General features: G+C 69.4%; 21 protein-coding genes and 3 pseudogenes. 15 read left to right on the forward strand and 9 right to left on the reverse strand.

Going from position 1 to position 26,752, the window contains the following annotated elements:
* Positions 1–104 precede the first annotated feature (104 nt).
* Complete coding sequence (locus ACIOMQ_RS18870; RefSeq protein ID WP_362198918.1) at positions 105–1,436, forward strand: peptidoglycan recognition family protein; 1,332 nt, start codon at positions 105–107, stop codon at positions 1,434–1,436.
* 125 nt (positions 1,437–1,561) lie between these two features.
* Here the strand turns inward: ACIOMQ_RS18870 and ACIOMQ_RS18875 are convergent, their stop codons facing one another.
* A complete protein-coding gene (locus ACIOMQ_RS18875) occupies positions 1,562–2,749 on the reverse strand; it encodes an ROK family protein (RefSeq protein WP_402189565.1) in 1,188 nt (395 codons plus the stop codon).
* A 166-nt stretch (positions 2,750–2,915) separates the two neighbouring features.
* On the opposite strand from ACIOMQ_RS18875, the gene ACIOMQ_RS18880 reads away from it, so the two are divergent.
* The 6 genes from ACIOMQ_RS18880 to ACIOMQ_RS18905 all read left to right on the forward strand — a co-directional run bounded on the left by ACIOMQ_RS18880 (position 2,916) and on the right by ACIOMQ_RS18905 (position 11,659).
* Positions 2,916–4,403: a sugar ABC transporter ATP-binding protein gene (locus ACIOMQ_RS18880; protein WP_401940185.1), complete on the forward strand. Its 1,488-nt coding sequence runs from the start codon at positions 2,916–2,918 to the stop codon at positions 4,401–4,403.
* Complete coding sequence (locus tag ACIOMQ_RS18885) at positions 4,400–5,416, forward strand: ABC transporter permease (protein WP_402189567.1); 1,017 nt, start codon at positions 4,400–4,402, stop codon at positions 5,414–5,416. Before ACIOMQ_RS18880 ends, ACIOMQ_RS18885 begins: the two co-directional genes overlap by 4 nt.
* Entirely contained in the window at positions 5,413–6,417 is a 1,005-nt protein-coding gene (locus tag ACIOMQ_RS18890; RefSeq protein ID WP_362198930.1) for an ABC transporter permease, read from the forward strand. The genes ACIOMQ_RS18885 and ACIOMQ_RS18890 overlap by 4 nt, the downstream gene beginning before the upstream one ends.
* Entirely contained in the window at positions 6,414–7,619 is a 1,206-nt protein-coding gene (locus tag ACIOMQ_RS18895) for an ABC transporter substrate-binding protein (protein WP_402189569.1), read from the forward strand. The genes ACIOMQ_RS18890 and ACIOMQ_RS18895 overlap by 4 nt, the downstream gene beginning before the upstream one ends.
* Complete coding sequence (locus ACIOMQ_RS18900) at positions 7,616–8,491, forward strand: sugar phosphate isomerase/epimerase family protein (RefSeq protein WP_362198936.1); 876 nt, start codon at positions 7,616–7,618, stop codon at positions 8,489–8,491. The genes ACIOMQ_RS18895 and ACIOMQ_RS18900 overlap by 4 nt, the downstream gene beginning before the upstream one ends.
* 81 nt (positions 8,492–8,572) lie before the next feature.
* A complete protein-coding gene (locus ACIOMQ_RS18905; protein ID WP_402189573.1) occupies positions 8,573–11,659 on the forward strand; it encodes a ThuA domain-containing protein in 3,087 nt (1,028 codons plus the stop codon).
* A gap of 69 nt (positions 11,660–11,728) precedes the next feature.
* On the opposite strand, the gene ACIOMQ_RS18910 is transcribed toward ACIOMQ_RS18905, so the two are convergent.
* A complete protein-coding gene (locus ACIOMQ_RS18910) occupies positions 11,729–12,865 on the reverse strand; it encodes an aminoglycoside phosphotransferase family protein (RefSeq protein ID WP_401756442.1) in 1,137 nt (378 codons plus the stop codon).
* Positions 12,866–13,096: 231 nt separating this feature from the next.
* Between ACIOMQ_RS18910 and ACIOMQ_RS18915 the strand changes: the two genes are divergently transcribed.
* Positions 13,097–14,596 carry a hypothetical protein gene (locus tag ACIOMQ_RS18915; protein WP_362198945.1) on the forward strand — a complete coding sequence of 500 codons (1,500 nt, stop codon included), beginning with the start codon at positions 13,097–13,099 and terminating at the stop codon, positions 14,594–14,596.
* 151 nt (positions 14,597–14,747) lie between these two features.
* On the opposite strand, the gene ACIOMQ_RS18920 is transcribed toward ACIOMQ_RS18915, so the two are convergent.
* A complete protein-coding gene (locus ACIOMQ_RS18920; RefSeq protein WP_401940174.1) occupies positions 14,748–16,193 on the reverse strand; it encodes a PP2C family protein-serine/threonine phosphatase in 1,446 nt (481 codons plus the stop codon).
* 440 nt (positions 16,194–16,633) lie between these two features.
* Here ACIOMQ_RS18920 and rpmG point away from each other — a divergent pair, with 440 nt between their 5' ends.
* Complete coding sequence (gene rpmG / locus ACIOMQ_RS18925; protein WP_362198951.1) at positions 16,634–16,798, forward strand: 50S ribosomal protein L33; 165 nt, start codon at positions 16,634–16,636, stop codon at positions 16,796–16,798.
* A gap of 451 nt (positions 16,799–17,249) precedes the next feature.
* Here rpmG and ACIOMQ_RS18930 read toward each other — a convergent pair whose 3' ends face one another.
* Positions 17,250–17,930: a YoaK family protein gene (locus ACIOMQ_RS18930; protein WP_402189577.1), complete on the reverse strand. Its 681-nt coding sequence runs from the start codon at positions 17,928–17,930 to the stop codon at positions 17,250–17,252.
* A 158-nt stretch (positions 17,931–18,088) separates the two neighbouring features.
* Between ACIOMQ_RS18930 and ACIOMQ_RS18935 the strand changes: the two genes are divergently transcribed.
* The 3 genes and pseudogenes from ACIOMQ_RS18935 to ACIOMQ_RS18945 all read left to right on the forward strand — a co-directional run.
* Positions 18,089–18,868, forward strand: coding sequence for a tyrosine-protein phosphatase (locus ACIOMQ_RS18935; protein ID WP_402189580.1), 780 nt, complete (start codon positions 18,089–18,091; stop codon positions 18,866–18,868).
* Positions 18,869–19,164: 296 nt separating this feature from the next.
* Positions 19,165–19,680: a DinB family protein gene (locus ACIOMQ_RS18940; protein ID WP_362198959.1), complete on the forward strand. Its 516-nt coding sequence runs from the start codon at positions 19,165–19,167 to the stop codon at positions 19,678–19,680.
* A gap of 447 nt (positions 19,681–20,127) precedes the next feature.
* A pseudogene (locus ACIOMQ_RS18945) lies at positions 20,128–20,451 on the forward strand (lipase); the annotation flags it as partial.
* A 168-nt stretch (positions 20,452–20,619) separates the two neighbouring features.
* Here the strand turns inward: ACIOMQ_RS18945 and ACIOMQ_RS18950 are convergent.
* The 3 genes and pseudogenes from ACIOMQ_RS18950 to ACIOMQ_RS18960 all read right to left on the reverse strand — a co-directional run bounded on the left by ACIOMQ_RS18950 (position 20,620) and on the right by ACIOMQ_RS18960 (position 22,190).
* Positions 20,620–21,000 (reverse strand): hypothetical protein, encoded by a 381-nt coding sequence (locus tag ACIOMQ_RS18950; RefSeq protein ID WP_402189582.1) that lies wholly within the window; start codon positions 20,998–21,000, stop codon positions 20,620–20,622.
* Positions 21,001–21,202: 202 nt separating this feature from the next.
* Positions 21,203–21,478, reverse strand: a pseudogene (locus tag ACIOMQ_RS18955) (IS5/IS1182 family transposase); the annotation flags it as partial.
* A gap of 127 nt (positions 21,479–21,605) precedes the next feature.
* Entirely contained in the window at positions 21,606–22,190 is a 585-nt protein-coding gene (locus ACIOMQ_RS18960) for a peptidase inhibitor family I36 protein (RefSeq protein ID WP_362198964.1), read from the reverse strand.
* 324 nt (positions 22,191–22,514) lie between these two features.
* Between ACIOMQ_RS18960 and ACIOMQ_RS18965 the strand changes: the two genes are divergently transcribed.
* On the forward strand, positions 22,515–23,777 hold the full coding sequence (locus ACIOMQ_RS18965; RefSeq protein ID WP_402189585.1) for an IS701 family transposase: 1,263 nt from the start codon (positions 22,515–22,517) through the stop codon (positions 23,775–23,777).
* Positions 23,778–23,897: 120 nt separating this feature from the next.
* Here ACIOMQ_RS18965 and ACIOMQ_RS18970 read toward each other — a convergent pair whose 3' ends face one another.
* A complete protein-coding gene (locus ACIOMQ_RS18970) occupies positions 23,898–24,479 on the reverse strand; it encodes a PadR family transcriptional regulator (protein ID WP_362198967.1) in 582 nt (193 codons plus the stop codon).
* A 95-nt stretch (positions 24,480–24,574) separates the two neighbouring features.
* Between ACIOMQ_RS18970 and ACIOMQ_RS18975 the strand changes: the two genes are divergently transcribed.
* Together ACIOMQ_RS18975 and ACIOMQ_RS18980 are read left to right on the forward strand one after the other, a co-directional pair.
* Positions 24,575–25,015, forward strand: a complete 441-nt coding sequence (locus tag ACIOMQ_RS18975; protein ID WP_389794824.1) for a nuclear transport factor 2 family protein — start codon at positions 24,575–24,577, stop codon at positions 25,013–25,015.
* Positions 25,016–25,452: 437 nt separating this feature from the next.
* Entirely contained in the window at positions 25,453–25,968 is a 516-nt protein-coding gene (locus ACIOMQ_RS18980) for a lytic polysaccharide monooxygenase auxiliary activity family 9 protein (protein WP_362198973.1), read from the forward strand.
* Positions 25,969–26,430: 462 nt separating this feature from the next.
* Here ACIOMQ_RS18980 and ACIOMQ_RS18985 read toward each other — a convergent pair.
* Positions 26,431–26,752: pseudogene (locus ACIOMQ_RS18985) on the reverse strand (hypothetical protein); the annotation flags it as partial.

A 26,752-nucleotide genomic window follows, 5' to 3' on the forward strand; every position in this document is an offset into this window, starting at 1 on the left:
TGCCCCCCACTGAACCCTTGACGCGCCATCACCTCAGGTCAGAGAGTGTGCGCGCACAGCGGAACAGTGAGATCGGATCACGCACGGCTCCAAGAAGGGTTGTCATGACGTCCAAGCAGAAGACCGGACTCGCACTCGCGTTGACCACGGTCGGTGCACTGAGCATGGCACTGCTCAGTCCCGCGGCGCAGGCCGGTGCGGACGGGGTGCGGCCGGAATGCCCGCGCGGCCTCGCCTGCGACTGGGTACCGGCGGCCTACCAGCAGACGGGCGACCCGGCCGACAAGGAGACGTACGGGAACTACGACACCTCGGACCGGCCGCACACCAACAAGATCAGATTCATCGTTCTGCACGACACCGAGGAGGACTTCGACACCACCCTGAAGATCTTCCAGAACCCGCTGAAGCAGACCTCCGCCCACTATGTGGTGCGCTCGGGCGACGGCCACGTCACCCAGATGGTCAAGGGCAAGGACGTCGCCTGGCAGGCGGGCAACTGGTACGTCAACAGCCACTCCATAGGCATCGAGCAGGAGGGTGTCGCCGTCGAGGGCGCCAAGTGGTACACCCCCGAGATGTACCGCTCCACCGCCAAGCTGGTGCGCTATCTCGCCGCCAAGTACGACATACCGCTCGACCGCCAGCACATCATCGGCCACGACGGTGTGCCGCCCACCAGCGCCGCCGGCACCAAGAACATGCACTGGGACCCGGGCACCTACTGGGACTGGAACCGCTTCATGGCGCTGCTCGGCAGGCCCACCGTGCCCAGCGCCCCGAAGAACAGCGAACTCATCACCGTCAGCCCGGACTTCAAGAAGAACAAGCAGGGATTCCGCGACTGCGAGAAGGGCGTCGACCTACCGGTCCAGGGGTCCAGCGCCGTCCCGCTCCACACCGCACCGTCCGCCGACGCACCGCTCTTCTCAGACCCCGGCCTCCACACCGACGGCTCGCCCGGCACGAACTGCGCCGCCGACTGGGGAAGCAAGATCAGCGCCACCCAGCAGGCCGTCGTCGCGGACCACGCCCCCGGCTGGACGGCGATCTGGTGGTACGGCCAGAAGGCATGGTTCAGGACCCCGGCCCACACCCGGACCACCACGCCCACCTCCGGCTACGTGGTCAGGCCGAAGGCCGGCCGTACGGACGTGCCGGTGTACGGGGTGGCATACCCGGAGAAGTCCGAGTACCCCGCGGACTTCGCGGACCAGCGGGTGGGCTCGCCGCTGCAGTACACGATCAAGGCCGGCCAGTCCTACCCCGGTGGCGGTGAAGCGCCCACGGGCTACTTCTACGCCCCGACGATCGACTCCTCGTACCCGCTCGACCATGCCTACTTCCGCGGCAAGGAGAAGTACGTGACGGTGCAGATCGGCCACCGGGTCGCCTTCGTGAAGGCATCCGACGTGGACATCGTGCGCACGCGCTGAGACCGCACCGGCGCCGTCGTGGCACACGGTGGGACCTGACGACCCCGGCGTGAACGCGTGACGGTGTGCACGCCTGACCCGTGCCCCTCCGCCAACGGTATCCGTGCGCGGAGGGGCACGTGGGATCAGCCCGCCACCTGCCGGTTCACCTGTGCGGGAGAGAGCGCGTGCTCGATCGCGAGGATGCCCGCCCCCACCGCGGCCGCGTTCTCACCCGTACGGCTCGGCTCGATCCGCAACAGCTGGGTGGCCAGCGGGTGCGAGCGCCGATAGACCGCCTCCCGTACCCCCGCGAGCAGTTGATCGTGGACCGCGGCCAGCGCGCCCCCTGTCACCACCGTGTCCGGGTTGAAGAAGTTCACCAGCCCGGCGAGCACCTCTCCGACCGCCCGGCCCGCCTCGCGAACCATCCGTACGGCGTCCCGGTTCCCGGACCGCACCAGCCGCACCACATCACTGCCCGATGCCGCGTCCAGACCCAGACCGACCAGCTTCGCCGCCAGTGACGCACCGCCCGCGACCGCCTCCAGACAGCCCGAATTGCCGCACCGGCACGGATCGTCGAGATCCGCGACCCGGATGTGGCCGATGTCGCCCGCGCATCCCTGCGCACCCCGGTGCAGCTGTCCGTCGGCGACGATCCCGCAGCCGATCCCCGTGCCGACCTTGATGTACAAAAGGTAGCGGCAGTCCGGGAAGGCGCGGCGCTGCTCGGCCAGCGCCATCACGTTCACATCGTTGTCGACGAGTGCCCGCACCCCGAACCGCGCGGCGAAGAACTCCGGGATCGGGTACTGGTGCCAGCCCGGCATGATCGGCGGATCGACAGGACGCCCGGTGGAGAACTCCACCGGGCCGGGCACCCCCACGCCGATGGACCGCAGCGTTTCCGGCTCCCGGCGCGCCTCCTTGAGCAGGGTGCGCACCGTCCGCTCCACATGCCGCAGCACGGCGTCCGGACCGTCACCGATCGAGAGCGGCTCCTCCTGCACCGCCAGGGTGGCGCCGCCGATGTCCATCAGCGCCACCCTGCAGTGCGAGGCTCCCAGATCCACCCCGGCCACCGCGTGTTCGCGGGTGCGCAGCGCCAGCCGGCGCGGCGGGCGGCCGCCGGTGGAACCACCGTCGGCGTCCTCGTCGACGAGGCCGTGCGCGATCAGCGCGTCCACCCGCTGGGAGACCGTCGAACGGGCCATCCCGGTGATCCGGGCGATGTCGGCACGGGTCGCCACCGCCCCCGAACTGATCAACGCGAGCACCTCGCCGGGTGAGTGCGAGGCGGCAGCGGACGTGCGATCCGACGGCGAAGGCATGACAGTCACCCTAGGGACGACTTCTGCTGCTCACAAGGCATGCACTGTTCGGCCATCGGGCGTAACTCCTCGCCAAGTCGTTTGAGAACAAAGGCGTTTGAGCCCTTGACAGTCCTAAGGCGTGTCACGACTCTGCTCTGCAGACCGCTGAGCGAGGAGCCACTCGATGCTGACGATGCACGGTGTGTCCAAGAGCTTTCTCGGGGTGCGTGTGCTCCACGAGGTGGGGCTCGATCTCGAAGCCGGAGAAGTGCATGCCCTGGTGGGGGAGAACGGCGCGGGCAAATCAACACTGATGAAGATCCTCGCGGGCGAGCACGCACCCGACGCCGGGACCCTCACCATCGACGGCACTCCGTACTCCTTCAGCCATCCGGCGCAGGCCCAGGCCGCCGGAATCGGCATCATCCACCAGGAGTTCGCGCTGCTCCCGCACCGCACCGTCGCCGAGAACGTCTTCCTCGGCCGCGAACCGACCCGGTACGGACTCGTCGACCGGCGCGCCATGGAACGGCGCACCGCCGACCTGCTCGCCGAGATGGACGAGACCGGCATCACCCCACGGACCCGCGTCCGCGAACTGTCGGTCGCACGCCGGCAGACCGTGGAGATCGTCAAGGCCCTCGCCTCCGACGTCCGGATCCTCGTGATGGACGAACCCACCGCCGCACTCGCCGACCACGAGGTTCGCCAACTCGCCTCCCTGGTACGCCGTCTGACCGCCCGCGGGCTCGGCATCCTCTACATCTCGCATCGGCTCCGCGAGGTCTTCGCGCTCTCGCGACGCATCACGGTCCTCAAGGACGGCCGCCGCGTCGCCACGCTCACGACCCGGGACACCGACGCCGACACGGTCGTACGCGCCATGGTCGGACGGGAACTCGATGCCTACTACCCGCCCAGGGCCCGTCCCGGCGAGGCGGGCCCGGTGCGGCTCGCCGTGAGCGGCGGCGGCAACGCCCGGCTCTCCGGCATCGACCTGACCCTGCGGGGCGGCGAGGTCGTCGGCGTCGCCGGTCTCCAGGGCTCGGGGCGCACCTCCCTGGCCCGCGCCCTCTTCGGCGCCGACCCCTTCACCAGGGGCACCATGACCGTCGACGGAACGCCCCTGCGCCCGGCCCGCCCCCGCGATGCCGTCCGGGCCGGAATCGCCCTGGTCACCGAGGACCGCCAGGCCGAGGGCCTCGCCCTGCGCCAGTCCGTGACCGACAACGCACTGCTCGTGACCCGGGCCGTGCCCGCCCGCGGCGCACCGCCCGCGGGCCTCGACGTGACCGCGCTGCTGGACCGCGTACGTCTGCGGGCACACGGCCTGAACCAGCAGGTCCAGTACCTGTCCGGCGGCAATCAGCAGAAGGTCGTCATCGCCAAGTGGCTGGCCGCCCGCCCCCGGGTGCTCCTCTTCGACGAACCGACCCGCGGCGTCGACGTCGGCGCCAAGGCAGCCATCCACACCCTCGTACGGGAACTGGCACACGAGGGCCTCGCCGTGCTGATCGTCTCCTCCGAACTGCCCGAGCTGATCGGCATGAGCGACCGCGTCCTCGTCATGTCGGACGGCCGCCTGGCCGGCGAACTCCCCGCCGGTGCCGCCGAAGAGGCCGTCATGCGCATCGCCACCGGCGGCGACCGTGGGCGGGAGGGAGTCGCATGACCACACCGGGGACCGACCCGAAGCCCCGGCCCCGCACCGGCCCCGGACGGCCGGCCGGGCTGCGCCGCACCGGACCGGTGGCCGGAGTCTGGCCGGCCGCCCTCGCCGTCACCGTTGCCGGCTGGATCGTCGTCGCGGCCCGCGGCGGGGACTTCCTCACCGTCACCAACGCGGTGACGATCCTCCAGAACTGCGTCGCCCTCGGCCTCGTCGCCGTGGGCCAGTCCGCCGTCATCCTCACCGGCTCGCTCGACCTGTCCGTCGCCCACCTCATCAGCCTGGGCACCCTCGTCGCCGCGGAGACGATGGAGAGCGGCGGCGTCCTCGTCGCGGTCCTCGCCGTCCTCGCGCTCTGCGGTGCCGTCGGACTGGCCAACGGGCTGATCGTCACCGGCCTCGGGGTCAACGCGTTCATCGCGACCCTCGGCACGGCCTTCATCCTGCGCGGCTGGATCGAGGACACCTACACCGGCCCGGCGGGAAAGGTCCCCGCCTCCTTCCAGCACCTCGGCTACGACCGGATCGGGCCCGTCCCCGTCTCCCTCTTCCTGCTCCTCGCGGTCGCCGCCGCCCTCTGGCTGATCACCCGCCGCACCCGGCTCGGCCATCACATGTACGCGACCGGCGGCGACGAGCACGCCGCCCGGCTCTCCGGAGTCCGTACCCGGCGCACCGTCGTCACCGCCCACATCCTGTGCTCACTCTGTGCCGGCGCCGCGGCCCTCTTCCTCGCCGCCCGGCTCGGCGCCGGAGCGCCCTGGGCCGGCACCGAGGCCCGGTACGACCTGGAGTCCATCGCCGCCGTCGTACTCGGGGGCACCTCACTCGCGGGGGGCCGCGGGGGAGTGGCGGGCACCCTCGGCGGCGTCCTCGTCCTCGCCGTGCTCGACAGCGTCTTCAACCAGCTCGCCGTCGACCCGTTCTTCAAGAATGTCGTCCGAGGCGTCGTCATCATCGCGGCCGTCGCCCTCTACGCGCGAGGCCGCCGCACCTCGCAGGAGAGGACCGCATGACCACCGCACAGGCATCCGCCGGCCGCCGGGTCCTCGGCGCCCTCACCACCGGCACGCCCGTCTACGTCCTGCTCGTGGTGCTCCTCGCCGCACTCGCCCTCACCGATCCGGGCTTCTACGAACCCGACCGCTTCCTCTCCTTCGTCAAGCGTGCCGCCCCCCTCGTCATCCTCGCGGCGGGCCAGTACCTGGTCATCGTCTGCGGCGAGTTCGACCTGTCCGTCGGAGCGATCGTCACGGCCGGAGTGGTCGTCGCCGCCGAACTGTACGGCTCGTTCCCGCATGCCCCGTGGCCGCTCGTCACCGCGATCCTGCTGCTCGCCGGGGCCCTCGCCGGTCTCGTCAGCGGGCTGATCACCACCCTGCTGCGCGTGCCGTCGTTCATCACCACGCTCGGCATGATGCTGATACTCGAAGGCGCCGTCTTCTTCTGGACCGGCGGATCCCCGCACGGGGCGCTGCCCGCCGCCTTCCGCGCTCTCGGGCGCGGCGCCGCGTTCGGCCGGCTGCCATGGGCCGTCCTCGTGTGCGTCGTCGCGGGCCTTCTCGCCGTACGCCTGATGCGTTCCGACTTCGGCCGTACGCTCCTCGCCACCGGCGACAGCGAACGCGCCGCGGCCCTGGCCGGGGTCCGGGTCGCGCGTGCCCGCACCCTCGCCTTCGTCCTCTCCGGGGTCGCGGCCGCGCTGGCCGCCGTGCTCGTCGCCGGTTTCTCCGGAGTCTCGGCGCAGGCCGGCCGCGGCGACGAGTTCGAGGCGATCACCGCCGTCGTCCTGGGCGGCGTGGTGCTCGGCGGCGGGCGCGGCTCCGTCGTCGCGGCGATGGCCGGAGCCTTCTCGCTCCAGGCGCTGTTCACCCTGCTCAACCTCCGGGGTGTCTCCGGTGCCCTGGAGCCGACCGTACAAGGCGTCATCGTCATCGCCGCCGTCGCGCTCGGCGCAGCCGACTGGTCCCGGCTGCGCCGCCGCGGCACCGAGCCCCCGGGAGCGAAAACCTCATGAGCACGCGAAAGATCCGACACACCCTCGTGTCCGTCACCGCCCTGCTCGGCGCGACCCTGCTCGCAGGCTGCACGAGCGATGCGCCGCCCGATGCGCCCGCGGCCGGAGGCGGCGGCCCCGGTACCGGCAAGCAGTCGGAGTTCTTCGACCGGGCGGAGTACGACCGGCAGCTCGCCCTCGCCGAGGAGACGCCGCAGGGCCCGGCCGGCAAACCGTGGGAGCAGATGCTGCGGCCACGGCTCACCGACACCACGCAGTACAGAAAGAAGAACGGCTCCGGCGGAATCCACCTCTGCTTCTCCAACGCGGGAGTCTTCAACCCCTGGCGCCAGGTCGGCCTGAAGAACATGCGGGCCGAGGCCGGACTCCACGAGGAGATTACCGACTTCACCGTGCTCGACGCCCAGGGCAAGGACGACAAGCAGATCTCCGACATCCAGGAGCTCTCCGGCCAGGGCTGCGACGCACTGATCGTCTCGCCGAACACCACGGCCACGCTCACCCCAGCGGTCGAGCAGGCCTGCGGAAAGGTGCCCGTGATCGTTTTCGACCGCGGCGTCGAGACGGACTGCGCCGTCACCTTCATCAACCCGATCGGCGGCTACGGATACGGGGCGGTCGCCGCCGACTTCCTCGTCGAGAAGGTGAAACCCGGAGGGAAGGTCCTCGCCCTGCGGATCTCCCCCGGCGTCGATGTGCTGGAGACCCGCTGGGCGGCGGCGAAGATCGCGTTCGACAAGAGCGGACTCGATGTCGTGGACGTGAAGTTCACCGACGGCGACCCGGCCAGGACGAAGGCGGTCGTCACCGACGCGATCACCCGCAACGGCGGCATCGACGGCGTCTGGATGGACTCCGGAGCGACCTCCGTCGCCGCCGTCGAAGCCTTCGAGGACGCCGCCAAGGACGTACCGCCCATCACCGGCGAGGACCAGCAGGACTTCCTCCAGGCATGGAAGGAGAAGAAGCTCACCGCGATCGCCCCGTCGTACCCCACCTTCCAGTGGCGAACGCCCGTCGTCGCCGCGCTGAAGATCCTGAAGGGCGAGCAGGTCCCGAAGGAGTGGAAGCTTCCGCAGCCCACCGTCACCCAGGACAACCTCGACCAGTACCTCGAACCCGGCATGCCGCCCCTGCACTACGCGATGTGCGGGTGCGAGGATCTCCCCGGCTTCCCGGAGAAGTGGGGAGGCGAGAAGTGACCGCCCCCGCACTCCCGCTCGGCGCGAATCCCTGGATCTGGCACTCGCCGGTGACGTACGAAGCGCTCCGTGACGTCCTGCCGCGCCTGTCCGCGTGGGGCTTCGACTGCGTCGAGATCCCGCTGGAGAACGAACGGGACTGGGCCCCCGCGTCCGTCGCCAGGCTCCTCAACGCGTCCGGGCTGGCCCCCGCCGCGGTGATCGCCGTCATGCCCCCCGACCGCAACCTGATCCGGACCGACCCGCGGACCGTCCGGGTCACCCAGGACTACCTGCACCGCTGCATCGACGCGGCCAGGGTCCTGAACGCCCCCACCGTCGCCGGACCCGTGTACACCGCGGTCGGCCGCACCTGGCGGATGACCCGCGCCGAACGCGCCGCGGCCTACGAGGAGTTGCGGGAGAACCTCGCCCCGGTCCTCGACCACGCACACGCCGACGGAGTGCGCATCGCCGTGGAACCCCTCAACCGGTACGAGACGAGTCTGCTCAACACCGTCGACCAGACCCTCGAAGCACTGACCGGACTTCCCGAGGACACCATCGGCCTCGCGCTCGACGTGTACCACCAGAACATCGAGGAACGCTCCCTGCCCGACGCCGTACGCCGCGCCACGGGCCGCATCGTCCACGTCCAGGTGTGCGCCAATGACCGGGGCACCCCCGGTGCCGACGCCCTCGACTGGCCCGGCTTCCTCACCGCACTCACCACGAGCGGCTACCGCGGACCGCTGTGCATCGAATCGTTCACCGCGCACAACGACGCCATCGCGGTCGCGGCCTCGGTCTGGCGGCCGCTCGCCGGCACCCAGGACACCCTTGCGACCGACGGCCTGGCCTTTCTGCGCCGCGCTCTCGGCACCACCCCCTGACCCCGTTCGTCCACGACCCGCAGAGAGGACCCGCACGTGAGACGTCAACGATTACGCTGTCATGCTCGCGACATACGGCACATGTTCACCGCGCTGGTCGGCGCACTTCTGCTCGCGCTGACCGCGCTGCCCGCGACCGCGGCCCCCACCGGCAAGGCTCCCGCCTTCCGCGCCCTCCTCTTCACCCGCGCCGTCGGCTATGTGCACGGATCCATCCCCGCCGGCATCCAGATGTTCAAGGAGGAGGCGGCCGCCGGTAACTTCGCAGTCGTCGAGACCGCCGACCCCGCGGTCTTCGACACGGCGAAGCTCAAGGACTTCGACGTCATCGTCATGCTGCAGAACTCCGGCATGGTCTGGGACACCGACGCCCAGCGCGAAGCGATGCAGGACTACGTACGAGGCGGCGGTGGCGTCGTCGCCATCCACAACACCCTCGACATGGGCATCGAGGACACCTTCCCCTGGTGGGACGAGGCCATCAACGGCGGCGTCCACATGCCCGCCCACTCACCCGGAGTCCTTCAGGGCACCGCCAAGGTCGCCGACCGCGTCCACCCCTCCACCGCGGGTCTCCCGGAACGCTGGGAGCGCCCCGAGGAGTGGTACAACTTCGACCGGAACCCCCGGGGCGACGTCCACGTCCTGGTCACCGCGGACGAGACCACGTACAACCCCGGCGGCTCCGCCATGGGCGCCGACCACCCCATCTCCTGGTGCCGCAACACCGGGGGCGGCAGGGTCTGGGCCACCGCCATGGGCCACGACACCGCCTCGTACAGCGAAGCCGCCTTCCGCAGCCATGTCATCGGCGGCGTCGAATGGGCCGCCGGCAACAAACCCGGGGACTGCGGCGGCACCGTCTGGAGCGGCTACGAGAAGGTCACCCTCGACGACAACACCGCCGACCCGATGGAACTCGACGTCGCCGCGGACGGCCGCGTCTTCTACATCCAGCGCAGCGGCGAAGTGAACGTCTACGACCCGGCTGCCCACGCCACCACCACCGCAGGAAAGCTCGACGTCTACACCGGCGGCGAGGACGGCCTGGTCGGCATGGAGCTCGACCCGGACTTCAGGAAGAACCACTGGATCTACCTCTACTACGCCCCCGCGGGCGCCACCGAGGACGTCAACCGGCTCTCCCGCTTCACCGTCAAGGGCAACGTCCTCGACCGCAGCAGCGAGAAGAAGCTCCTCGACGTCCCCGCCTACCGCGACCGCACCTTCCCCGAGCCCGGACACACCGGCGGCGCCGTCGAGTTCGGCCCCGGTCGCACGCTCTACCTCGGCGTCGGCGACGACACCCCGCCCAACCTCGACCCGAACTGGCAGGGATACGCCCCGCTCGACTGGCGCGAGGGCAAGCAGATGCTGGACGCCGCCCGCACCGCGGGCAACACCAACGACCTGCGCGGCAAGATCCTGCGCATCAAACCGAAGGACTCCGGCGGCTACACCATTCCCAAGGGCAACCTCTTCGCCCCGGGAACCGCCAGGACCCGCCCTGAGATCTACGCGATGGGCTTCCGCAACCCGTTCCGCTTCACCGTCGACCCGAAGACCGGGTACGTCCACGCCTCCGACTACGGCCCCGACCGCGGACTGCCCACCACCGACCGCGGGCCGGAAGGCCTTGTCGAGTACAACGTCATCAAGAAGCCCGGCAACTTCGGCTGGCCGTTCTGCCACGGCAACAACCAGGCCTACGCACCGTACAACCCCGACACCAAGGAAGTCGGCCCCAAGTTCGACTGCGCCGGCCCCGTCAACCCCTCGCCCAACAACACCGGACTGACCGAACTCCCGCCGGTCCAGCAGCCGGAGATCTGGTACGGCTACGGGGATTCGAAGGAGTTTCCCGAGGTCGGCAGTGGAGGCTCGGCCCCGATGAGCGGCCCCGTCTACCACTACGACGCGAAGAACCCGTCCACCACGAAGTTCCCCGCCTACTTCGAGGGCGCGAGCTTCTTCTACGAGTGGTCGCGCAACTTCGTCAAGGAGGTCCGCTTCGACAGGGACCAGAAGGTCCTGAAGATCAATGACTTCCTCTCCTCCCAGAAGTTCAACAAGCCGATGGACATGACGTTCGGCCCCGACGGCTCGCTCTACGTCCTCGAATGGGGCAGTTCCTTCGGCGGCGGCAACAACGACTCGGGGCTCTACCGCATCGACTACGCACAGGGGCAGCGCGCACCGGTCGCCAGGGCCGCAGCCTCCGCCACCGACGGACCCGTACCACTGAAGGTCGACTTCTCCAGCGAGGGCAGCAACGACCCCGACGGCGACACACTCAGCTACGCCTGGGACTTCGACGGCGACGGCACATACGACTCCACCGACGCGAACCCCACCCACTCCTACACGGTCAAGGGCGACTTCGCCGCCCAGCTCAAGGTCACCGACTCCACCGGCAAGTCCGGCTACGCCAACATCCCCGTCACCGCCGGGAACACCGCACCCGAGGTGACCATCGACTTCCCGGTCAGCGGCAAGCTCATCGAGTTCGGCGACAAGATCCCGTACAAGGTCACGGTCACCGACCCCGAGGACGGTCCGGTCGACTGCTCCAAGGTCACCGTCAACCCGGCGCTGGGGCACGACGACCACGAACATCCCACCACCGACATCCCCGGCTGCGAAGGCATCGTGGACACCGGTGACCTCGGCGGCCACCCCGAAGGAGCGGACCTGACGTACGTACTCAACGCCAAATACACCGACCGGGGCGGCGACGGCGTCTCGGCCCTCACCGGATACGGCCGTGCCGTGCTCCAGCCGAAGCACAAGCAGGCGGAGTACTACGACGCCCAGTCCGGCACCCGGATCGTCGCCCAGGAAGGAGCCGAGAACGGCAAGCGGATCGGAGACGTCTCCCACGGCGACTGGGTCGCCTTCGACCCGATGTGCGTCGAGGGCATCGGCACGGTCGGCTACCGGCTGTCCTCACCGTACGGGGTCGGCGCGATCGAACTGCGCGCGGACGCCCCCGACGGCCCCCTGCTCGCCACCACCCCGGTCCCCGACACGGGGGGCTGGGACAACTACCGGGCAACCCCGGCCGTGCCCGTCCGGGAGCTGAAGGGCACCCACAAGCTGTATCTCGTCTTCACGTCCCCGCAGGACAACTCGTTCGACGTGGACGCGGTCGACTTCGCAAGCCCCTGACAGCACATCGGCGCGCTGCGGGACCGGTGTGTCGGCACCGGCCCCGCAGCGCGCATCCCCCCGGCAGGGTCAGCGAGTGCCGACCGCGGCACGTACGGCCCGACGGGCCATCGCGCAGTCGTCGTGCAGCCGGCGCAGCAACAACCGCTGCTCCTCGCTCGACGACAGCGCACCGGGGCGGTCCTTGCTTGCGCCCGCGGGCACCGGCTCACGCATGGCCCGCTGGACAGCCGTCTCGTACGTACGGATCTCCCGGGTCAGCACCAGCATCAGGTTCACCAGGAAGGCGTCCCGCCGCGCGGGCCCCTCGGCCTGGGCCAGCTGGCTGATCTGGCGCCGCGCCGCCGGTGCGTCACCCAGGACCGTCCACAGCGTCGCCAGGTCGTAGCCCGGCAGATACCAGCCCGCGTGCTCCCAGTCCACCAGCACCGGACCCGTGGGCGACAGCAGGATGTTCGAGAGCAGCGCGTCACCGTGACAGAACTGCCCCATGCCCTGACGGCCGCCGGCGTGCACCAGACCGTGCAGCAGCTTCTGCAGATCGCCCAGATCGCGGTCGGTGAAGAGCCCCAGCTCGTGATACCGGGAGATCCGGGAGGCGTAGTCCAGCGGTGCCTCGAAGAGACCCGGAGCCGGTCTCCAGGCATTGACCCGGCTGATCGCGCCGAGCGCGGCCCGCACATCGGCACGGGGCGGCGCCTCCGACGGATGCCGGGTCAGCGCCGCCACCCGGCCGGGCATCCGTTCGATCACCAACGTGCAGTTCTCCGGGTCGGCCGCGATGAGCCGAGGCACCCGCACGGGCGGGCGGTGCCGGACGAACGCACGGTATGCAGCTATTTCGTGGCGGAACCGCTCCGACCACGCGGGCGAGTGGTCCAGTAAACACTTGGCGACCGCGGTCGCGCGTCCGGTGGAGCCGACGAGGAGCACCGAACGGCCGCTGCGGCGCAGCACCTGCACCGGGTTGAACTCCGGGCAGATCCGGTGCACCGAGGCGATCGCCATCCTCAGCTGAGCGCCCTGCGGTCCGGAGAGGTCCAGCCGCCCGCTGAGCGGCGGGCCCCCCAGCCCCGCCGGCCGCCGCGGCCGGACCGTACCGGGAGCCGGGGGAGCGGCATGCGGAGCGAGGTACGGTCCGCCGCCCGCCCCCAGGGGACGGAGCGGCCGGGGCGGGGCGGTCACGGAGGACGATGCTGTGTACATGGGCGAGACAGATCCCTTCGCGCGCCGACAAGTTGCGTGCACCGCCCCGGCCGGCGGCCGTTCGGCACCCTGGGGAGTACCTAGGGCTGCCGGACGGGGTGGCGCTTTCCTACCTGACACCGGCGCGCGGGTGGCAGACCATCTGGCGGACCCTGGCGAACCCTGGCGAATAGTCGCAAGGCGTCTGACAGGGGGTTACTGTCAACACAGCCGAGAACCTGGGGGCTTGACGTGACCGGAGAACCCAACACCCGCCTGTCCGACCTGTTCGGCCTCGCCGGCTGGTCCAAGGGCGAACTCGCGAGAATGGTGAACCGGCAGGCGGCGGCCATGGGCCACCCGCAGCTGGCCACCGACACCTCGCGGGTGAGGCGTTGGATCGACATGGGGGAGTCCCCCCGCGATCCCGTGCCCAAAGTGCTGGCTGCCCTGTTCACCGAGCGGCTCGGTCGTGTCGTGACCATCGAGGACCTCGGGTTCGGCCGGCGCGGGCGTGTGGGGAAGCGGCGAGAGGTCGGGACGCAGGACAACCCCGACGGACTGCCGTGGGCGCCCGAACGGACGGCAGCGGTCCTCACCGAATTCACGGGAATGGACCTCATGCTCAACCGACGCGGCTTGGTGAGCGCGGGCGCCGCGCTCGCCGCAGGATCGACCATCACCGGCCCCATGCACGACTGGCTGCACACCGACCCTGTGCTGGCGGCCGATGCCCCAAGGACCGACGACCCGCTGCACGCCGACCCCGCCGGATTCGACCGGTACGAGGCCGCGCCCATCGGGTCGGAGGAGATCGAGGCGCTCGAACGCTCCGTCGAGGTGTTCCGTGCCTGGGACGCCTCACGGGGCGGTGGACTGCAGCGCAAGGCCGTGGTGGGCCAGCTCAACGAGGTGGGCGGCATGCTCGCCTACCGCCACCCCGAGCATCTGCAGCGCCGCCTCTGGGGCGTCGCCGCCAACCTGGCAGTCCTCGCGGGATGGATGTCCCACGACATCGGCCTCGAACCCACCGCCCAGAAGTACTTCGTCATCGCGGCCCACGCGGCGCGCGAGGGCGGCGACCGCCCACGTGCGGGCGAGGCGCTCTCCAGGGCGGCCCGCCAGATGGTCCACCTGGGCCGTCCCGACGACGCCCTGGACCTGATGAAGCTCGCCCAGTCGGGTTCCGGCGACATGGTTCTGCCGCGCACCCAGGCGATGCTGCACACCATCGAGGCGTGGGCACAGGCGTCCATGGGCCGGGGCCAGGCGATGCGTCGCACGCTCGGCAAGGCCGAGGAACTCTTCGTCTCGGACAAGAGCGATGTACCGCCCCCCAGTTGGATGCAGATGTTCGACGAGGCGGATCTGCACGGCATGCAGGCCCTGGCGTTCCGTACGCTCGCCGAGCACGAGCCGTCGGCGGCGATCGTGGCTCAGCGCCATGCCAAGCAGGCTCTGGAGCTTCGGGCCAATGGACGTCAGCGGTCCAAGATCTTCGACTACATCTCGCTCGCCTCGGCGTGCTTCATCGCCGACGATCCCGAGCAGGCCGACCGCTATGCGCGGCTCGCGCTGGTGACGATGGGGGAGACCTCTTCGCACCGCACCTGGGACCGATTGCGCGAGATGTACCGGCTGACGGGGCAGTTCGCGGGCTACGCGAAGATCAAGGACCTGCGCGAGGAGATCCAGTTCTCCCTGCCGCAGAGCTCCCTCATCAAGCAGCGCCGGCGCTCGTCGGAGATCTGACACGAGGGCGCCGCGACGACGGGGCGCCGATCAACAACTGCCCGACCGTCGAATGCTGTCGGAGTACTGGCTGTCGGATCACCGGTTGCCGGAGCACCGCAGGGGTTCGCCCTCCTGCGTACCGCGTCTCCGCACGCGTGTTCGCTGTGCTCTACGCCCCGATGCGGGCGATCAGCACGCACGCGTCGTCCAGGCGCTCGGTGCCGCCGAACTCCGTGACGACCGTCCGTAAGCACTCCTGTGCCGTACGGGCCCGCGCGAAGTGTGGTGCGAGAGCGAGCAGTGCGTCCGGGCCCGCACCCCGGTCACTGCGGCGGTTCAGCCCGTCGGTGTGCAGCACGAGCACATCACCGGGCAGCAGGTGCACCTCGTCCTGCTCGTACGCGACACCGGAGGCCGCACCGAGCAGGACCCCGTCCGGTGGCAGCAGCGGGCGTCCCTCCGCGTCGCGGAACAACAGCGGCGCGGGGTGCCCCGCCTGCGCCCAGGTGAGGGTTCTGGCGGACGGATCGAATCGACAGCACACCGCGCTGCCGAGGGCGGGCTGGACGGAGGATTCCAATAACTGATTGAGATGCCCCATCAGGGCCCCCGGCTCGATGCCGGCCACGGCCATCCCGCGCAGTGCGCCCAGCAGCATCGCCATGGCCGAAGTGGCCTGGATGCCGTGGCCGGTCAGGTCACCGACCGTGAGCACGGTCCTGCCGTCCGGCAGCTCCAGCGCGTCGTACCAGTCGCCGCCGATCAGGGAGCTCGACTCCGACGGAAGATAGTGGGCCGCGATGTCCAGTGCGCCCACTCCCCGCGAGGGGAGTCGCAGCGAGCCCCGCCACGGGGGGAGCACGGCCTCCTGGAGCTCGACGGCCATCCGGTGCTCGGTCCGTGCCATGTGCTGGCGGCGTCGGACGGAGTCATGGCTCCGGCGCACCACTTGCTGGCTGCGCCGGAGCTCGCTGACGTCGCGCAGGACCGCCCACATGGAGGCGGTGCACCCGTCCGTGTCGAGGACGGGCTCGCCCATCATGTGGAGCGTGCGCGTGCGGCCGTCGGTCCGCAGGATGCGGAATTCGCCGTCTATCGGCCTTCCGTCGACCAGGCAGTCCGTCACCAGAGCGGTGAGCAGGGGCTGGTCCTCGGGAAGGAGCACGGACGGGAGTTCGTCCAGTGAGAGGGGTCCCGCGTCGGGGGACCTGCCGAAGATCTGGAACAGATCCTCGGACCAGGTGACCTCGTCGGTCAGCAGATTCCAATCGGCGCTGCCCACCCTGCCGATGAGCGAACCGGGCTCCGGCTGGTCGGAGGTCTCGTTTGATTCGCCCTGCGCCGAAGCCCCCGGGGCCTGTTCCGGCGGTTGTGGCGGAAGGCCCTCTTTCAGCTGCCCCAGCTGTACGCCGAGATCGTCGAGGTGATGGACGGCCAGCTCGCAGAGCGCGCGCTGCCAGCGCATCTGCGCGTCTTCCTCGTCGATCAGCACCGCGTCGCGCCGAACGGCGTCCACATCGCCACGCAGCCGGAGGGTCCGGTTGATCAAGGCGTCGACGGCATCGCGTTCAGGTGGCTGAGGGGCGGGGCGGTCCGCAGACAGAGGGGACGGCATCTCGTACTCCGATACAGGCGCGGCACGACCAGGTCTGAAAGGTGGACCGTAGACGACTGTTGCACAGGCTGCGGGGGGCCGTAAGGGATTTGGCAACACTCGATGCGTTGTTGCTTCTGGCATATGCCACCGGCTCCGCGGAGCGCCGATCCGTCGAACAGCCTTGCTGTCGGCGGACGTTGACGCAAGTCATCCGGCGTGTGCGGATCGTCGCGCGCCCGCGCGCGCCGTTCCTGCGCGGTGCATCTGACCGGAAGGGCGCATACGAAAAGGAGCCGCCGCGGGTGGGTGCTCCGGCGTACGCGTCGGCACGCATCGGGCGGGCGGGAATGCGGCGGGCGGGAATGCGGTGGGGTCCCCTCGCGTTACAGCACCCAGAGTGAAAACGATACCCGTTCCCATCGGGGGTGTGGGGTCGAGAAGGAAGCCCGGAGGTGCCCATGGCCCGCAGTGAGGCCCGTCCCGTCGTGACGCTTCGGTCGACGGCCGGTACGGGGCAGAGTTATGTGACGCGCAAGAGCCGCCGGAACAACCCCGACCGGCTGGTCCTGCGCAAGTTCGACGCGGTCGCGGGGCGGCACGTCCTCTTCCGCGAGGAGCGCTGACTCCCGGCCCGGGGGTGGTGATCGCGCTCGGCGGTCTTCCGTGGCGGTGCCGCGGGGGTGGCCTTCCCTTCCCGTTCGGCTGCGAGTGCGGCCGGGCGGGTGTGGGGGCGCGGCCGGTAGTGGCGGGCGGTTCGGCCGTCGATCGGGGCGGCGGTCGGGCGTCCGCCGGGCGGATGCTTGTCCGTGCGACCGAAAGGTCCGATTCCGTGCCGTGAATCACAGTGGGGGGTGCGGGGTCCCTGGAACGAGACGCGATGGTTTATCGTTCACCTATATGTGGATGTCGCGCACGACGTCCACACCCAGGCCGCCCCGGCTGGATTCCCCCGATCCGGCCGGGGCTTCTCCTTGCCCGTGCGTGTGGCGGCTTGCCCGTGTGTGTGGCGGCCGGTTCCTCTCCGGCGCCCTCGACCCGGCGCGGCGCGGGCGCCCGTCCTGCGGTCCGTACTGGTCAGGGGCCCCCAGAACGGTGCGGTAGGCCCCGGAACAGCCTCCCGGGCACCGTCTCGGTCAACAGCGCGCCCGCCGCCGGAACCACGGTCACCACGGCAGCGGCGTCCGGCCAGAGCCGTAGCACCAGCGCCGTTGCGGCCGCGCCCGCCACGACCGCGATCAGCCGGCCGGCCACCCAGGCGTCCTCCTTGTTCCACGGCCGCAGCGTCATGCGCCCGACCAGAGATGTCAGAGTGCCGGTGAAGTAGTTGGTGGGCGTGGCGAGGATGCGGCCCTGAATCCCCATGGCCATGGCGATGAGCACCAGCAGCCCCATCCGGTCCCCGTCCGAGGTGATCACACCCAACGCCCACAGCACGGCCCCCGCCGCGAGCAGTGCCACCTCGATCAGCAGCATCACCGGCAGCGGCCACCGCAGTCGTTCGCTCATCCGCGCACCGCATACGACACCGACGGCGTACGAAACGAGCGCGGTGATCACGTGCCGAGCCATTCCGTGCTCCCCGGCACCGGCGGCGGAAGCACCCAGCAGCACCAGATTCCCGGTCATCACCCCGGCGAAGACCTGACCGACGCAGAGGAAGGCGAACGCGTCGGCCGCGCCGGAAGCCGCTGACAGAAGCAGCAGGGACCATGCGCCCCGTGGATCGCGCCCGGCGGGGAGGGGAGAAGTATACACGCCTGCATTCTCGGCCGAGCCCCGCCAAAGGGGCAGGCTCGTCGTCTGCCCGGCGCGGCGAGTGTCCCAACCGGGCACCGACAGGGCGCGGACCGGCGAGGCCGAGAACTGGTCCCGCACCGACGGGGTGCGCGGGCGCTGTCCTAGGGTTCTGCAATGTGAACAGACACATAGCGTTCGATCGACTGCACAACTTCCGTGACATGGGCGGATATGGAGGAGACGACGGCCGCCCGGTCCGCTGGGGACGGCTCTACCGGTCTGACTCGCTGGGCAAGCTCCGGGGCGAGGACTGGGAGCGCTTCCTGGACCTCGGTGTCCGCACCGTCATCGACCTGCGCTACGACTGGGAGATCGCGGCCAAGGGGCGGGTACCCGATGCCCCGGGGCTGCGGTACCACCACCTGAGCATCGAGCACCGGCCCTATGACCAGGCGGCGCTCGGCCCCGACGTGGAGACCGGACGCTACCTGGCCGACCGGTATGCGGAGGTCGCGCACGACGGGGTCGCCGAGCTCCGCCGCGCCCTGGACGTCCTCGTGGCAGGGGACAGCGCCCCCGTCGTCTTCCACTGCGCATCGGGCAAGGACCGCACCGGACTGCTCGCCGCACTCGTCCTGTCCCTGCTCGGCGTGGCCGGGGACGACATCATCGCCGATTTCACCCTCACCGAACTCGCCACCGAACGGCTCCTGGCCGACTGGCGGGCGGACCACGCCGGCCAGGAACCGGCGTGGCCCGGGTACGGCCGGGCGCCCGCCGACGTCATGCGGTTCTTCCTGGCGGACCTTGCCACCACCCATGGCTCCGTCCGTCAGTACGCGGCAGAACTCCTGCGAGTCGACGACGAATTGGTGGCCGCACTGCGCGAGAACCTCCTCGAACCCGCACGCGGAGGCCAGCCGGCCGAGCGCTCCACGACTGCCTGGAGCGCCTGAGCCGTCACGGTTCCGGTCTGCACTGGTCCGCGCCGATCCGAGCCGGTCCGCGTCGGTCCGCGGAGACGCGCGGGAGTGCCCGCTCGCGCGCCCGGCGTGTGCGCCCTCGTCAGCCTCGGACCGACGCGGAGTGACGTTGTGGGGCATGCCGAGGGCGTACGGATCACTTGCTGACGAGGAACGACATGGCTGACGCCCTGTGGGGACCGGGCCCGGGGCGGATGCCCCGCTCCACCGAGAACCGGTGTACATGAAAACCCTGCTCCTGCCCGGCGGGCAGCAGGCAAGATCATGGGATGACATGGACAGCACCTGATGTAGAGCGCACGCCCGGTTCACTCGTGGCCGGTGAGCGCGAGATGCTCATGGGCTATCTCGCCTGGTTCCGCAGCACCCTGTTGCACAAGTGCGCCGGACTGACCGGAGAGCAGCTCGCCCAGGAGACGGTGGCCCCGTCGAATCTCACACTCCTCGGCCTGATCCGTCATATGGCCAAGGTCGAACGCGTCTGGTTCCGGCAGCGGTTCGCCGGTCAGACGCTCGACCCGATGTACGACCCGGAGAAGGGCAAGGACGCGGACTTCGAGGACCTGGACCCGGCCCGAGCCGCCGAGGCCTACGCGAGCCTGGTCGAGGAATGCCGACTGGCGGACGAGATCGTCGCAGATGCCTCGATGGACGACACGTTCACCCACGCCGGCGAGGTGTACTCGCTTCGCATGGTCCACGTCCACATGATCGCGGAGTACGCCCGCCACAGCGGTCACGCCGACCTTTTGCGCGAACGCATCGACGGTGCGACGGGCTGGTGATGCGCCACTGAGGGGGAAGGTCCCGGCGCCGGGCCGACCGGGTGATGCCGGCCGTGAGTGCGGCGAACGACGCGTACCGGCTCCGGGCCTCCGCCGCCACCCGATGACGCAGAGCGGCGGATGGCAGGGCGCAGGCGACGGGGGCGGGTCAGTCGGTGCCGCGTTCTGCCGCCCGGCGCGCGCCCCCGCATCCTCCCGGATGGCGGACAGCACGGGGTACCGCCTTGACGGAACCGTGCACAACGCACTGCCGCCGGCGGACGGAAGGCACGACCAGTACCTGCACACCCTCATCCAGGGGATACCCGGGCGTGCGGTGAACGCGCCCGCCGCAACTGGTGGAGCGTACCCGGGCGGCCGGGGGAGCACGCTCGCTTCCCGCCTGACCAGGAAGATCATTGTGCTGACCGCGCCGCCGACCAGTGTCATGCAACCTGAACGACCGGCCTGACGACGTCTCCGGTGCCCCCCCCCACGGCGGCCCCGGCGACGGACTGGGTTACCACGCCCATCACCACGGATCTCCTGCGCTGCGCCTTGGAATTGGAGCGTACCGAACACGGAGCGCTGCCACACCGGCTGCCCGCCAGCGCCCGCGCCCAGTGCGCCGAAGGGCAACTGGCCATGGCGGAGGCCCCGCCCTCCGGCGTACGGCTGGCGTTCCGCACGTCGGCCACCGGCGTCGGGCTGGAAACGCTGCGCACCAAAATGGTTTACCAGGGCGCCCCACCCCGCCCCGACGGCGTGTACGACCTGTTTGCCGACGGCCGGACACCGCCTCCCATCGCCGCATCGGCGAACGCTTCGCCGCCCTCGCCTTCGGCACCGGGGGACCGTTCACCGTCCAGCGCACCTGAAGTTCCGGCTCCTCGTCCGGCTGCGATCACGGTCGTGCCGCCCTTGAGGCCCCTGGCCGAAGTCCGTCCGTGACCGGAACCCTCAGAGGCCCCCCGGTTCGGCCATGAGGTCCGCATCGCGCATGCCCGGCAGGACGTAGCCCTCGTCCTCGTCCCACGGGACATCGAGATCGTCCATGTGCACGCGCCACTCCGCTCCTGGCAGAGCGCGGCGCAAATAGGTCACTGAGTCCAGCGTATGGGCGACGACCGGCAGTACTCGGCCAGGGCCGAAGGGCATTTTGGTGACCCCGGCCACGATCTCGTCCGGCTCGCTGCCACCATTGTGGTAGAGGTGGAGGCTTTCCTCGTCCTGGTACGGGAAGGACGACATGCGGGCGGCGGCAATGCGCTCGACAGCGGCCATCTCGGCGTCCGTCAACGGCGCCGCCCGGCTCGCACAGTAGTAAAGAGAGACGCTCATGGCCTGAGCGTACTGATGGGGTACGACAACCCGCCGGGCACCGCAACCGGCCGGCTCTCGGCCGTCCCTGGAGTGGTGCGGGTGCCACGGCAGGGGTACTGAGCGCATGACGATGGAACGCCACCCGATGGAATCCGCCTCACACGAGCGCATCCGGCCTTACCGGCCGCAGTCGAACGGCTAGGCGCGTATCGGGTTGTGATCAGGAGGTGGCCTGGGTGAGGTCTTTGATCCAGATCACCGAGGCGCGAAGGTGGAGGCCGGCGAGGTAGCTCTCCGGGGTCTTGTCGTACCCGGTGGCGATGCCTCGCCAGGCCTTCAGCTTGTTGATTCAGACGCTCGACGGTGTTCCGCTCCTTGGAGAGGTCGGCGTCGTGGCTGGCGGGTCGACCGCCCCTGGAGCCCTCGTTCGCCCGGTTGCCGCCTGGTCCCTCTTCCCCGGGATGACTGCCTCGATGCCACGTTTCCGCAGGTGGGCAGCTCGATGAACTCCCACTCCGCGTGCGTCAGTTGCATTCGCGTCACGCATGACGATCTACCTGATCAGACTCCGCCACGAAGCCGGATCCGGCGGATTGATCACAACCCGATACGCCCCCTGGGCTCTACAGCAGATTCACCGAGCTGGCCTGGTCGTTCATGGCGTCGCCGACATACGGAGTGGAGCCGTGGTACTCCTGGCTTGTGCCGTTGTAGTAGATGTCCGAGTACAGCGCGATCCAGCAGTTGTTCGCCGGGAGCACGGAGCTGGTCCGGTCGTTGAAGCCGTCGAGTTCGTCATAGCCGTAGTCCCACTGCCCGTCGTTCTTGCACGGTTCGGGGATCGAGAGCGTGTAGGTCCCGCCGCCGTAGTTCCAGTCGTTGTAGAGGATGGCGCCCACAATGGAGTCCTCGGTGTTGGCGGCGACGTTTGTGTTGCGCGATCTGGCGGGAGCGTTGAGCTCGGCTGCGAACGCCTTGTCCTTCGCGGCCTTCTCCGGCGTCGCGGGGGCATCGGTGACCCGGCCGCTGGTCGCGACTGCGATCGCCTCGCGGAAGGTGTCGTAGCACGTGGTCTTGTGCGTGGCGAGGTTGGCGACGCAGTGGGCGCCGGTCTTGCTCTGAGGGGTCGCGGTGGCGGTGGCGGTGGTACCCGCGATCGCCATGGTCGCCGAAGCGATCACGATCGCTGCGCGTCGTGCAGAGGACATAAGAATCTCCTGAGAACGGTCAACTGTCTCTTCCAGCCGTGTTGCCTGATGGCCGCGATCAGTTCACTAGTCGCGCGTCTGTGAACGGTAAACGATCTATAAACGAAGTAGTGTGATGTATCGCTTGTATGCAGGTAGTTACGTCACTTTCCCGTCACTACTGCGAAAGCCCCGCCACACCCCCGCATCGGTAGGTATGGCGGGGCTTGGACCAAAGACCTCACACGAGCCAGATCTTGATCACAACCCGATACGCGCCCTAGTAGGGCTTTGTTGGGTACCCCGATTGATCATCTCCAGATAGGTTGTGATGTTCTTTCAGGTGTGACACCCGAGGAGATGGAAACGGTCCGCACACGCTTGGAGGCGTTCGCGGCGGAGATGCTCGGTTCTCTTGCCCGGCGGGATCAGCGAGCCAAGGGCGAGCTGTACCTGCGCGGGCTGATGCTGGACGGCGAGCGCAAGTCGATGCAGCCGATGGCCGAGCGCCTGGGCGTGGACCACCAGCAGCTCCAGCAGTTCGTGGCCTCCTCGACCTGGGACTGGGCCAAGGTCCGTGAGCGGCTGGCTCGTTGGGCTGCCGCTCACATCTCGCCGGAGGCGTACGCGATCGACGATGTGGGCTTTCCCAAGGACGGATACGACTCACCGGGTGTGGCGCGGATGTACTGCGGCGCGCTGGGAAAGCGCGGCAACTGCCAGATCGGCGTCAGCGTCAATCTGGTCAGCGACCACGCTTCCTCGGCGGTCAACTGGCGCCTGTTCCTGCCCGAGAGCTGGGACGACACCAAGAACACCGGCGATGCGCTGCTGACCGGGGCAATCCAGCGCCGACGTGCCAAGGCGGCCATCCCCGACAGCGAGCGGCACAAGGAGAAGTGGCGCCTGGCCCTGGACATGCTCGACGAGGTCCGCGAGGGCTGGGAACTTCCTGACCTGCCGGTGGTCGCCGACGCCGGATACGGCGACGCGACCGGCTTCCGCGAGGGCCTGACCGAGCGCGACCTGGCTTACGCCGTCGCGGTCAAGGGCACCACCACCGCCTACCCGGGCGATGCCGTCCCCGACCGTCCGCCCTACAGCGGCCAGGGCCGCCCGCCCGGACCGGCCTACCCTTCCCAGCACAGCACTCTGCGCCAACTCGCCCTGAACACTGGGCGATCGTCGGCACGAACCGTGACCTGGCGCCAGGGCAGCAAGACCACGAAGCACAACCCCCGCGCCGAGATGCGCTCGCGGTTCCTGGCGCTGCGGGTCCGACCCGCGAACCGGACGATCCACCGCGCCGCCGACGGCTCCCTGCCCGAGTGCTGGCTGCTGGCCGAATGGCCGTCCGGCGCCGCCGAGCCCACCGACTACTGGCTCTCCACCCTGCCTGCCGACACCCCGCTGCGCGAACTGGTCCGCATCGCCAAGATCCGCTGGCGCGTTGAACACGGCTACCGCGAGCTCAAGGACGGTCTGGGCCTGGACCACTTCGAGGGCCGCAACTTCCCCGGCTGGCACCGCCACGTCACCCTCGCCTCCCTCGCCCAGGCGTTCTGCACCATGCTCAGGCTCGACCCAAAAGCGCCTGCGCCGGCCTGACCCTCTACGCGGTCCTCCGCGCGCTTCAGGCCCTCCTGGCCACCTGGACCGGCGCCTGCTCGATATGCGGCCAATCCGCACCCACACCAGAACCACACCACAGGACCTAACAAAGCCCTACTAGCGCTCATCGTCGACGTTCATCGCAACGATCCGGCGTCGGCGCAGAAGGGCGGCGATCCTGAGGCACCAGTCCCTGTTCTCCTCCTCGAAGGCGAGTCCCCGCAGACAGGTCAGGTACGGTCCGACCCGCTCGCCCCTGAGCAGGAACTCGTCCTCGTCCAGCTCGCCGCGCAGCTGCCGGAGCAGCTTGCCGAAGAGCTCAGCCTTGGCCGACGCGGCGGCCGCCCGCTGGTCCAGCTGGTCGATGACCGGACCGGTGCCGATGTGATCGACGGCCTGGACCTTGACGACCAGGTCATCGCGGATGGCCCCCGGTTTCGCACTGGATGCGGCGAAACGCTCCAGCTCGGCGAGCCCGGCGTCGGTGACACGGAACAGCCGTTTGTTGGGCCGGGTCTCCTGAATCACCTGCCGACCGGTGACCAGGCCGTCCTTCTCCAGCTTGGCCAGTTCGGCGTACAGCTGTTGAGGCAACGCGTGCCAGAAGTTCGCCACGCCGATATCGAAGGCCTTCGCCAGTTGATACCCGCTGTACTCACCGTCCAGCAGCGCTGCCAGCACCGCATGCCGCAAGGCCATGGCCCCGCCCTCTCCCTCTTCCCTTTTCGCCGTCCGCTCCCTCATGATACTCATGAAAGTGACTAGTCAGATTCTTGAGTATGAAGGGGAGGGCAATGATGTCTGCCGAGACCGCCGGCCGATTCCGGGACGCCGTCGAGAAGCGCGATCTCGCTGCTCTGGACGGCCTGTTCACCGAGGACATCCGTCTCTACAGTCCGGTGAAGTTCACCCCGTTCGAGGGGCTCCCCATGGTGCTGGGGCTGTTCGGGGTCCTGCTGCGTACGTTCGAAGACTTCCGCTACGTCGGCCAGTTCGACGGATCGGCCGAAACGAGCACGGACGGGACGCAGGCTCCGTCCGAGATTCTGCTTTTCCGGGCCAATGTGAACGGTAGGCAGATCCACGGCATCGATCTGCTGCAGTTCGACGAGGCAGGTCTGATCAAGGAGTTCACCGTGATGGTCCGTCCGCAGTCCGCGGTGCAGGCTCTGGGCGCCGCGGTCCTGGAGGGGCTGGTCGCGGACGGCCTCGTCCCGGCTCCGGATGCCGGCTGAGGCGCGCCGCTCCAGCGGGAAGGGGGTGCCCGGTGAGGTGGGCGCGCACACCTCGGCAAGGTCGCTCTTTGCGGCCTCCGCAACTCTTTCCGTCGCCCTCACCCGATCGGCTCGACGGAGGGAGAGGTCGCTCGGTCCCGGGTGGCCGTCCGGCCGGCGGTCGCCGAGAGGTGTCCGGAAGTCGCTCCTGTCGTCAACTCCCGCTGGGTCGAGGCTCTTGACGCGGGCGGATCGGTAGCTATGGTCTAGTCCAAGTCCAAGTCCAAGTCCAAGTCCAAGGCCGCCGTCCGGACGCCTGCGACTTCATGGCGTACGCGGTGGTGGTCCCTTGCCGTGCCCTTCGCGCCTCTTGACCCCCACACTGGAGAGGCCGGCCTGCCGCCGCCGGGCCCCCACAGCCCGATCGTGTGCAGCGACGCCTCATGTGAAGGAGAAGCATGCACGCGAAAAGGAAGACGGCCGCAGCCATCGGTGCCCTGCTCGCACCCGTACTGGCCCTGAGCCTTCCGACCGGTTCCGCAAGCGCACACGGATACATCTCGTCGCCTCCGAGCCGTCAGGCTCAGTGTGCTGCGGGAACCGTGAGCTGCGGAGACATCAAGTACGAGCCGCAGAGTGTGGAAGGCCCCAAGGGGCTGACCAGCTGTAGCGGTGGCAACAGCCGGTTCGCCGAACTCGACGACGACTCCAAGGGGTGGAAGGTCACCCCAGTGAGCCGGACCACGTCCTTCCAATGGGTCCTGACGGCCCGGCATGCCACCAGTACCTGGCAGTACTTCGCCGGCGGGCAGAAGATCGCCGAGTTCAACGACAACGGTGCGCAGCCCGGTTCGACCGTCACTCACCAGGTGAGTTTCGGCGGCCTGACGGGCAAGCAGAAGGTCCTCGCGGTGTGGAACATCGCGGACACCGCCAACGCGTTCTACGCCTGCATCGATGTGAACGTCGGCTGACCGGCGAGTCCGGGCCGGCGCCGCTCTCCCGGGGCATTCCGAGCCGCCCCGGGTCCGCGGCTCGCCGGTGATGTGCCGAAGGCCTCATCGCACCCGGTGAGGCCTTCGGAGCACACCCACTGCCGCGCGACACGGCAACGGCCGGTCCCTCCCGAAGGCCATGTTGTGCCCCGGGGCCGAGGGCCGCACCGAAGTACTGGCGAAGGTGCTCGAACTCGTAGTGTCCTGGGGCGGCAGGCCCTCGTCACAGACCTCTTCGGGAAACGTGGCGGCGGTTTCGCGCGGCGGGAAGTCGATGCGCTGATGGGGCTGCGCCCGGATGAGGCATGTCTCCCGCACTGAATCCTGCTCGGCTGCTCGGCTGTCCCTCCGTCCCCATCGCATCAAGGGCAGAGTCGGTAGCTGGACAAGCACGTTCATTGAGCAGTCAGTCGAGAACCGACTGGTGTCGCATCCGCGAGCTCAGCCTCGTAGCGACAGCCTCGTGGCGATGCGGGCAAGGTGAGCGAGGTGCTCGCTGCCATGGCACCCGGCGTGCATGGGGTCGACGACCAGATGTGTGGCGCCTGCTTCCGCCCATCTCCGGGCCCTGCTCCCGATCCCTTCGAGGCCGTACCGAAGCTCGACTGCACCCTCCAGGCCGATGTCGGAGGGCAGGCGGCCGGCCCGCTCGGCGGCGGCGGCGATCGCCTCGAACTTCTTGGGGACGTCCGGTTCGAATTCGCGGCCGTGGTACCAACCGTCGGCCATCCGGCCGATGCGGTCCAGCACGATGTCGCTCCAC

Origin of the sequence: Streptomyces sp. NPDC087845, assembly GCF_044742755.1 — a bacterium.
Lineage (GTDB): Bacteria > Actinomycetota > Actinomycetes > Streptomycetales > Streptomycetaceae > Streptomyces.

Coding starts and splice junctions, on each gene's coding strand:
- ACIOMQ_RS18880 (WP_401940185.1), top strand. CDS start 2,916: ATGCTGACGATGCACGGTGTGTCCAAGAGCTTTCTCGGGGTGCGTGTG.
- ACIOMQ_RS18885 (WP_402189567.1), top strand. CDS start 4,400: ATGACCACACCGGGGACCGACCCGAAGCCCCGGCCCCGCACCGGCCCC.
- ACIOMQ_RS18905 (WP_402189573.1), top strand. CDS start 8,573: ATGTTCACCGCGCTGGTCGGCGCACTTCTGCTCGCGCTGACCGCGCTG.
- ACIOMQ_RS18975 (WP_389794824.1), top strand. CDS start 24,575: ATGATGTCTGCCGAGACCGCCGGCCGATTCCGGGACGCCGTCGAGAAG.
- ACIOMQ_RS18960 (WP_362198964.1), bottom strand. CDS start 22,190: ATGTCCTCTGCACGACGCGCAGCGATCGTGATCGCTTCGGCGACCATG.
- ACIOMQ_RS18890 (WP_362198930.1), top strand. CDS start 5,413: ATGACCACCGCACAGGCATCCGCCGGCCGCCGGGTCCTCGGCGCCCTC.
- ACIOMQ_RS18910 (WP_401756442.1), bottom strand. CDS start 12,865: ATGTACACAGCATCGTCCTCCGTGACCGCCCCGCCCCGGCCGCTCCGT.
- ACIOMQ_RS18895 (WP_402189569.1), top strand. CDS start 6,414: ATGAGCACGCGAAAGATCCGACACACCCTCGTGTCCGTCACCGCCCTG.
- ACIOMQ_RS18870 (WP_362198918.1), top strand. CDS start 105: ATGACGTCCAAGCAGAAGACCGGACTCGCACTCGCGTTGACCACGGTC.
- ACIOMQ_RS18980 (WP_362198973.1), top strand. CDS start 25,453: ATGCACGCGAAAAGGAAGACGGCCGCAGCCATCGGTGCCCTGCTCGCA.
- ACIOMQ_RS18875 (WP_402189565.1), bottom strand. CDS start 2,749: ATGCCTTCGCCGTCGGATCGCACGTCCGCTGCCGCCTCGCACTCACCC.
- ACIOMQ_RS18920 (WP_401940174.1), bottom strand. CDS start 16,193: ATGCCGTCCCCTCTGTCTGCGGACCGCCCCGCCCCTCAGCCACCTGAA.
- ACIOMQ_RS18970 (WP_362198967.1), bottom strand. CDS start 24,479: ATGGCCTTGCGGCATGCGGTGCTGGCAGCGCTGCTGGACGGTGAGTAC.
- ACIOMQ_RS18950 (WP_402189582.1), bottom strand. CDS start 21,000: ATGAGCGTCTCTCTTTACTACTGTGCGAGCCGGGCGGCGCCGTTGACG.
- rpmG (WP_362198951.1), top strand. CDS start 16,634: ATGGCCCGCAGTGAGGCCCGTCCCGTCGTGACGCTTCGGTCGACGGCC.
- ACIOMQ_RS18940 (WP_362198959.1), top strand. CDS start 19,165: ATGACATGGACAGCACCTGATGTAGAGCGCACGCCCGGTTCACTCGTG.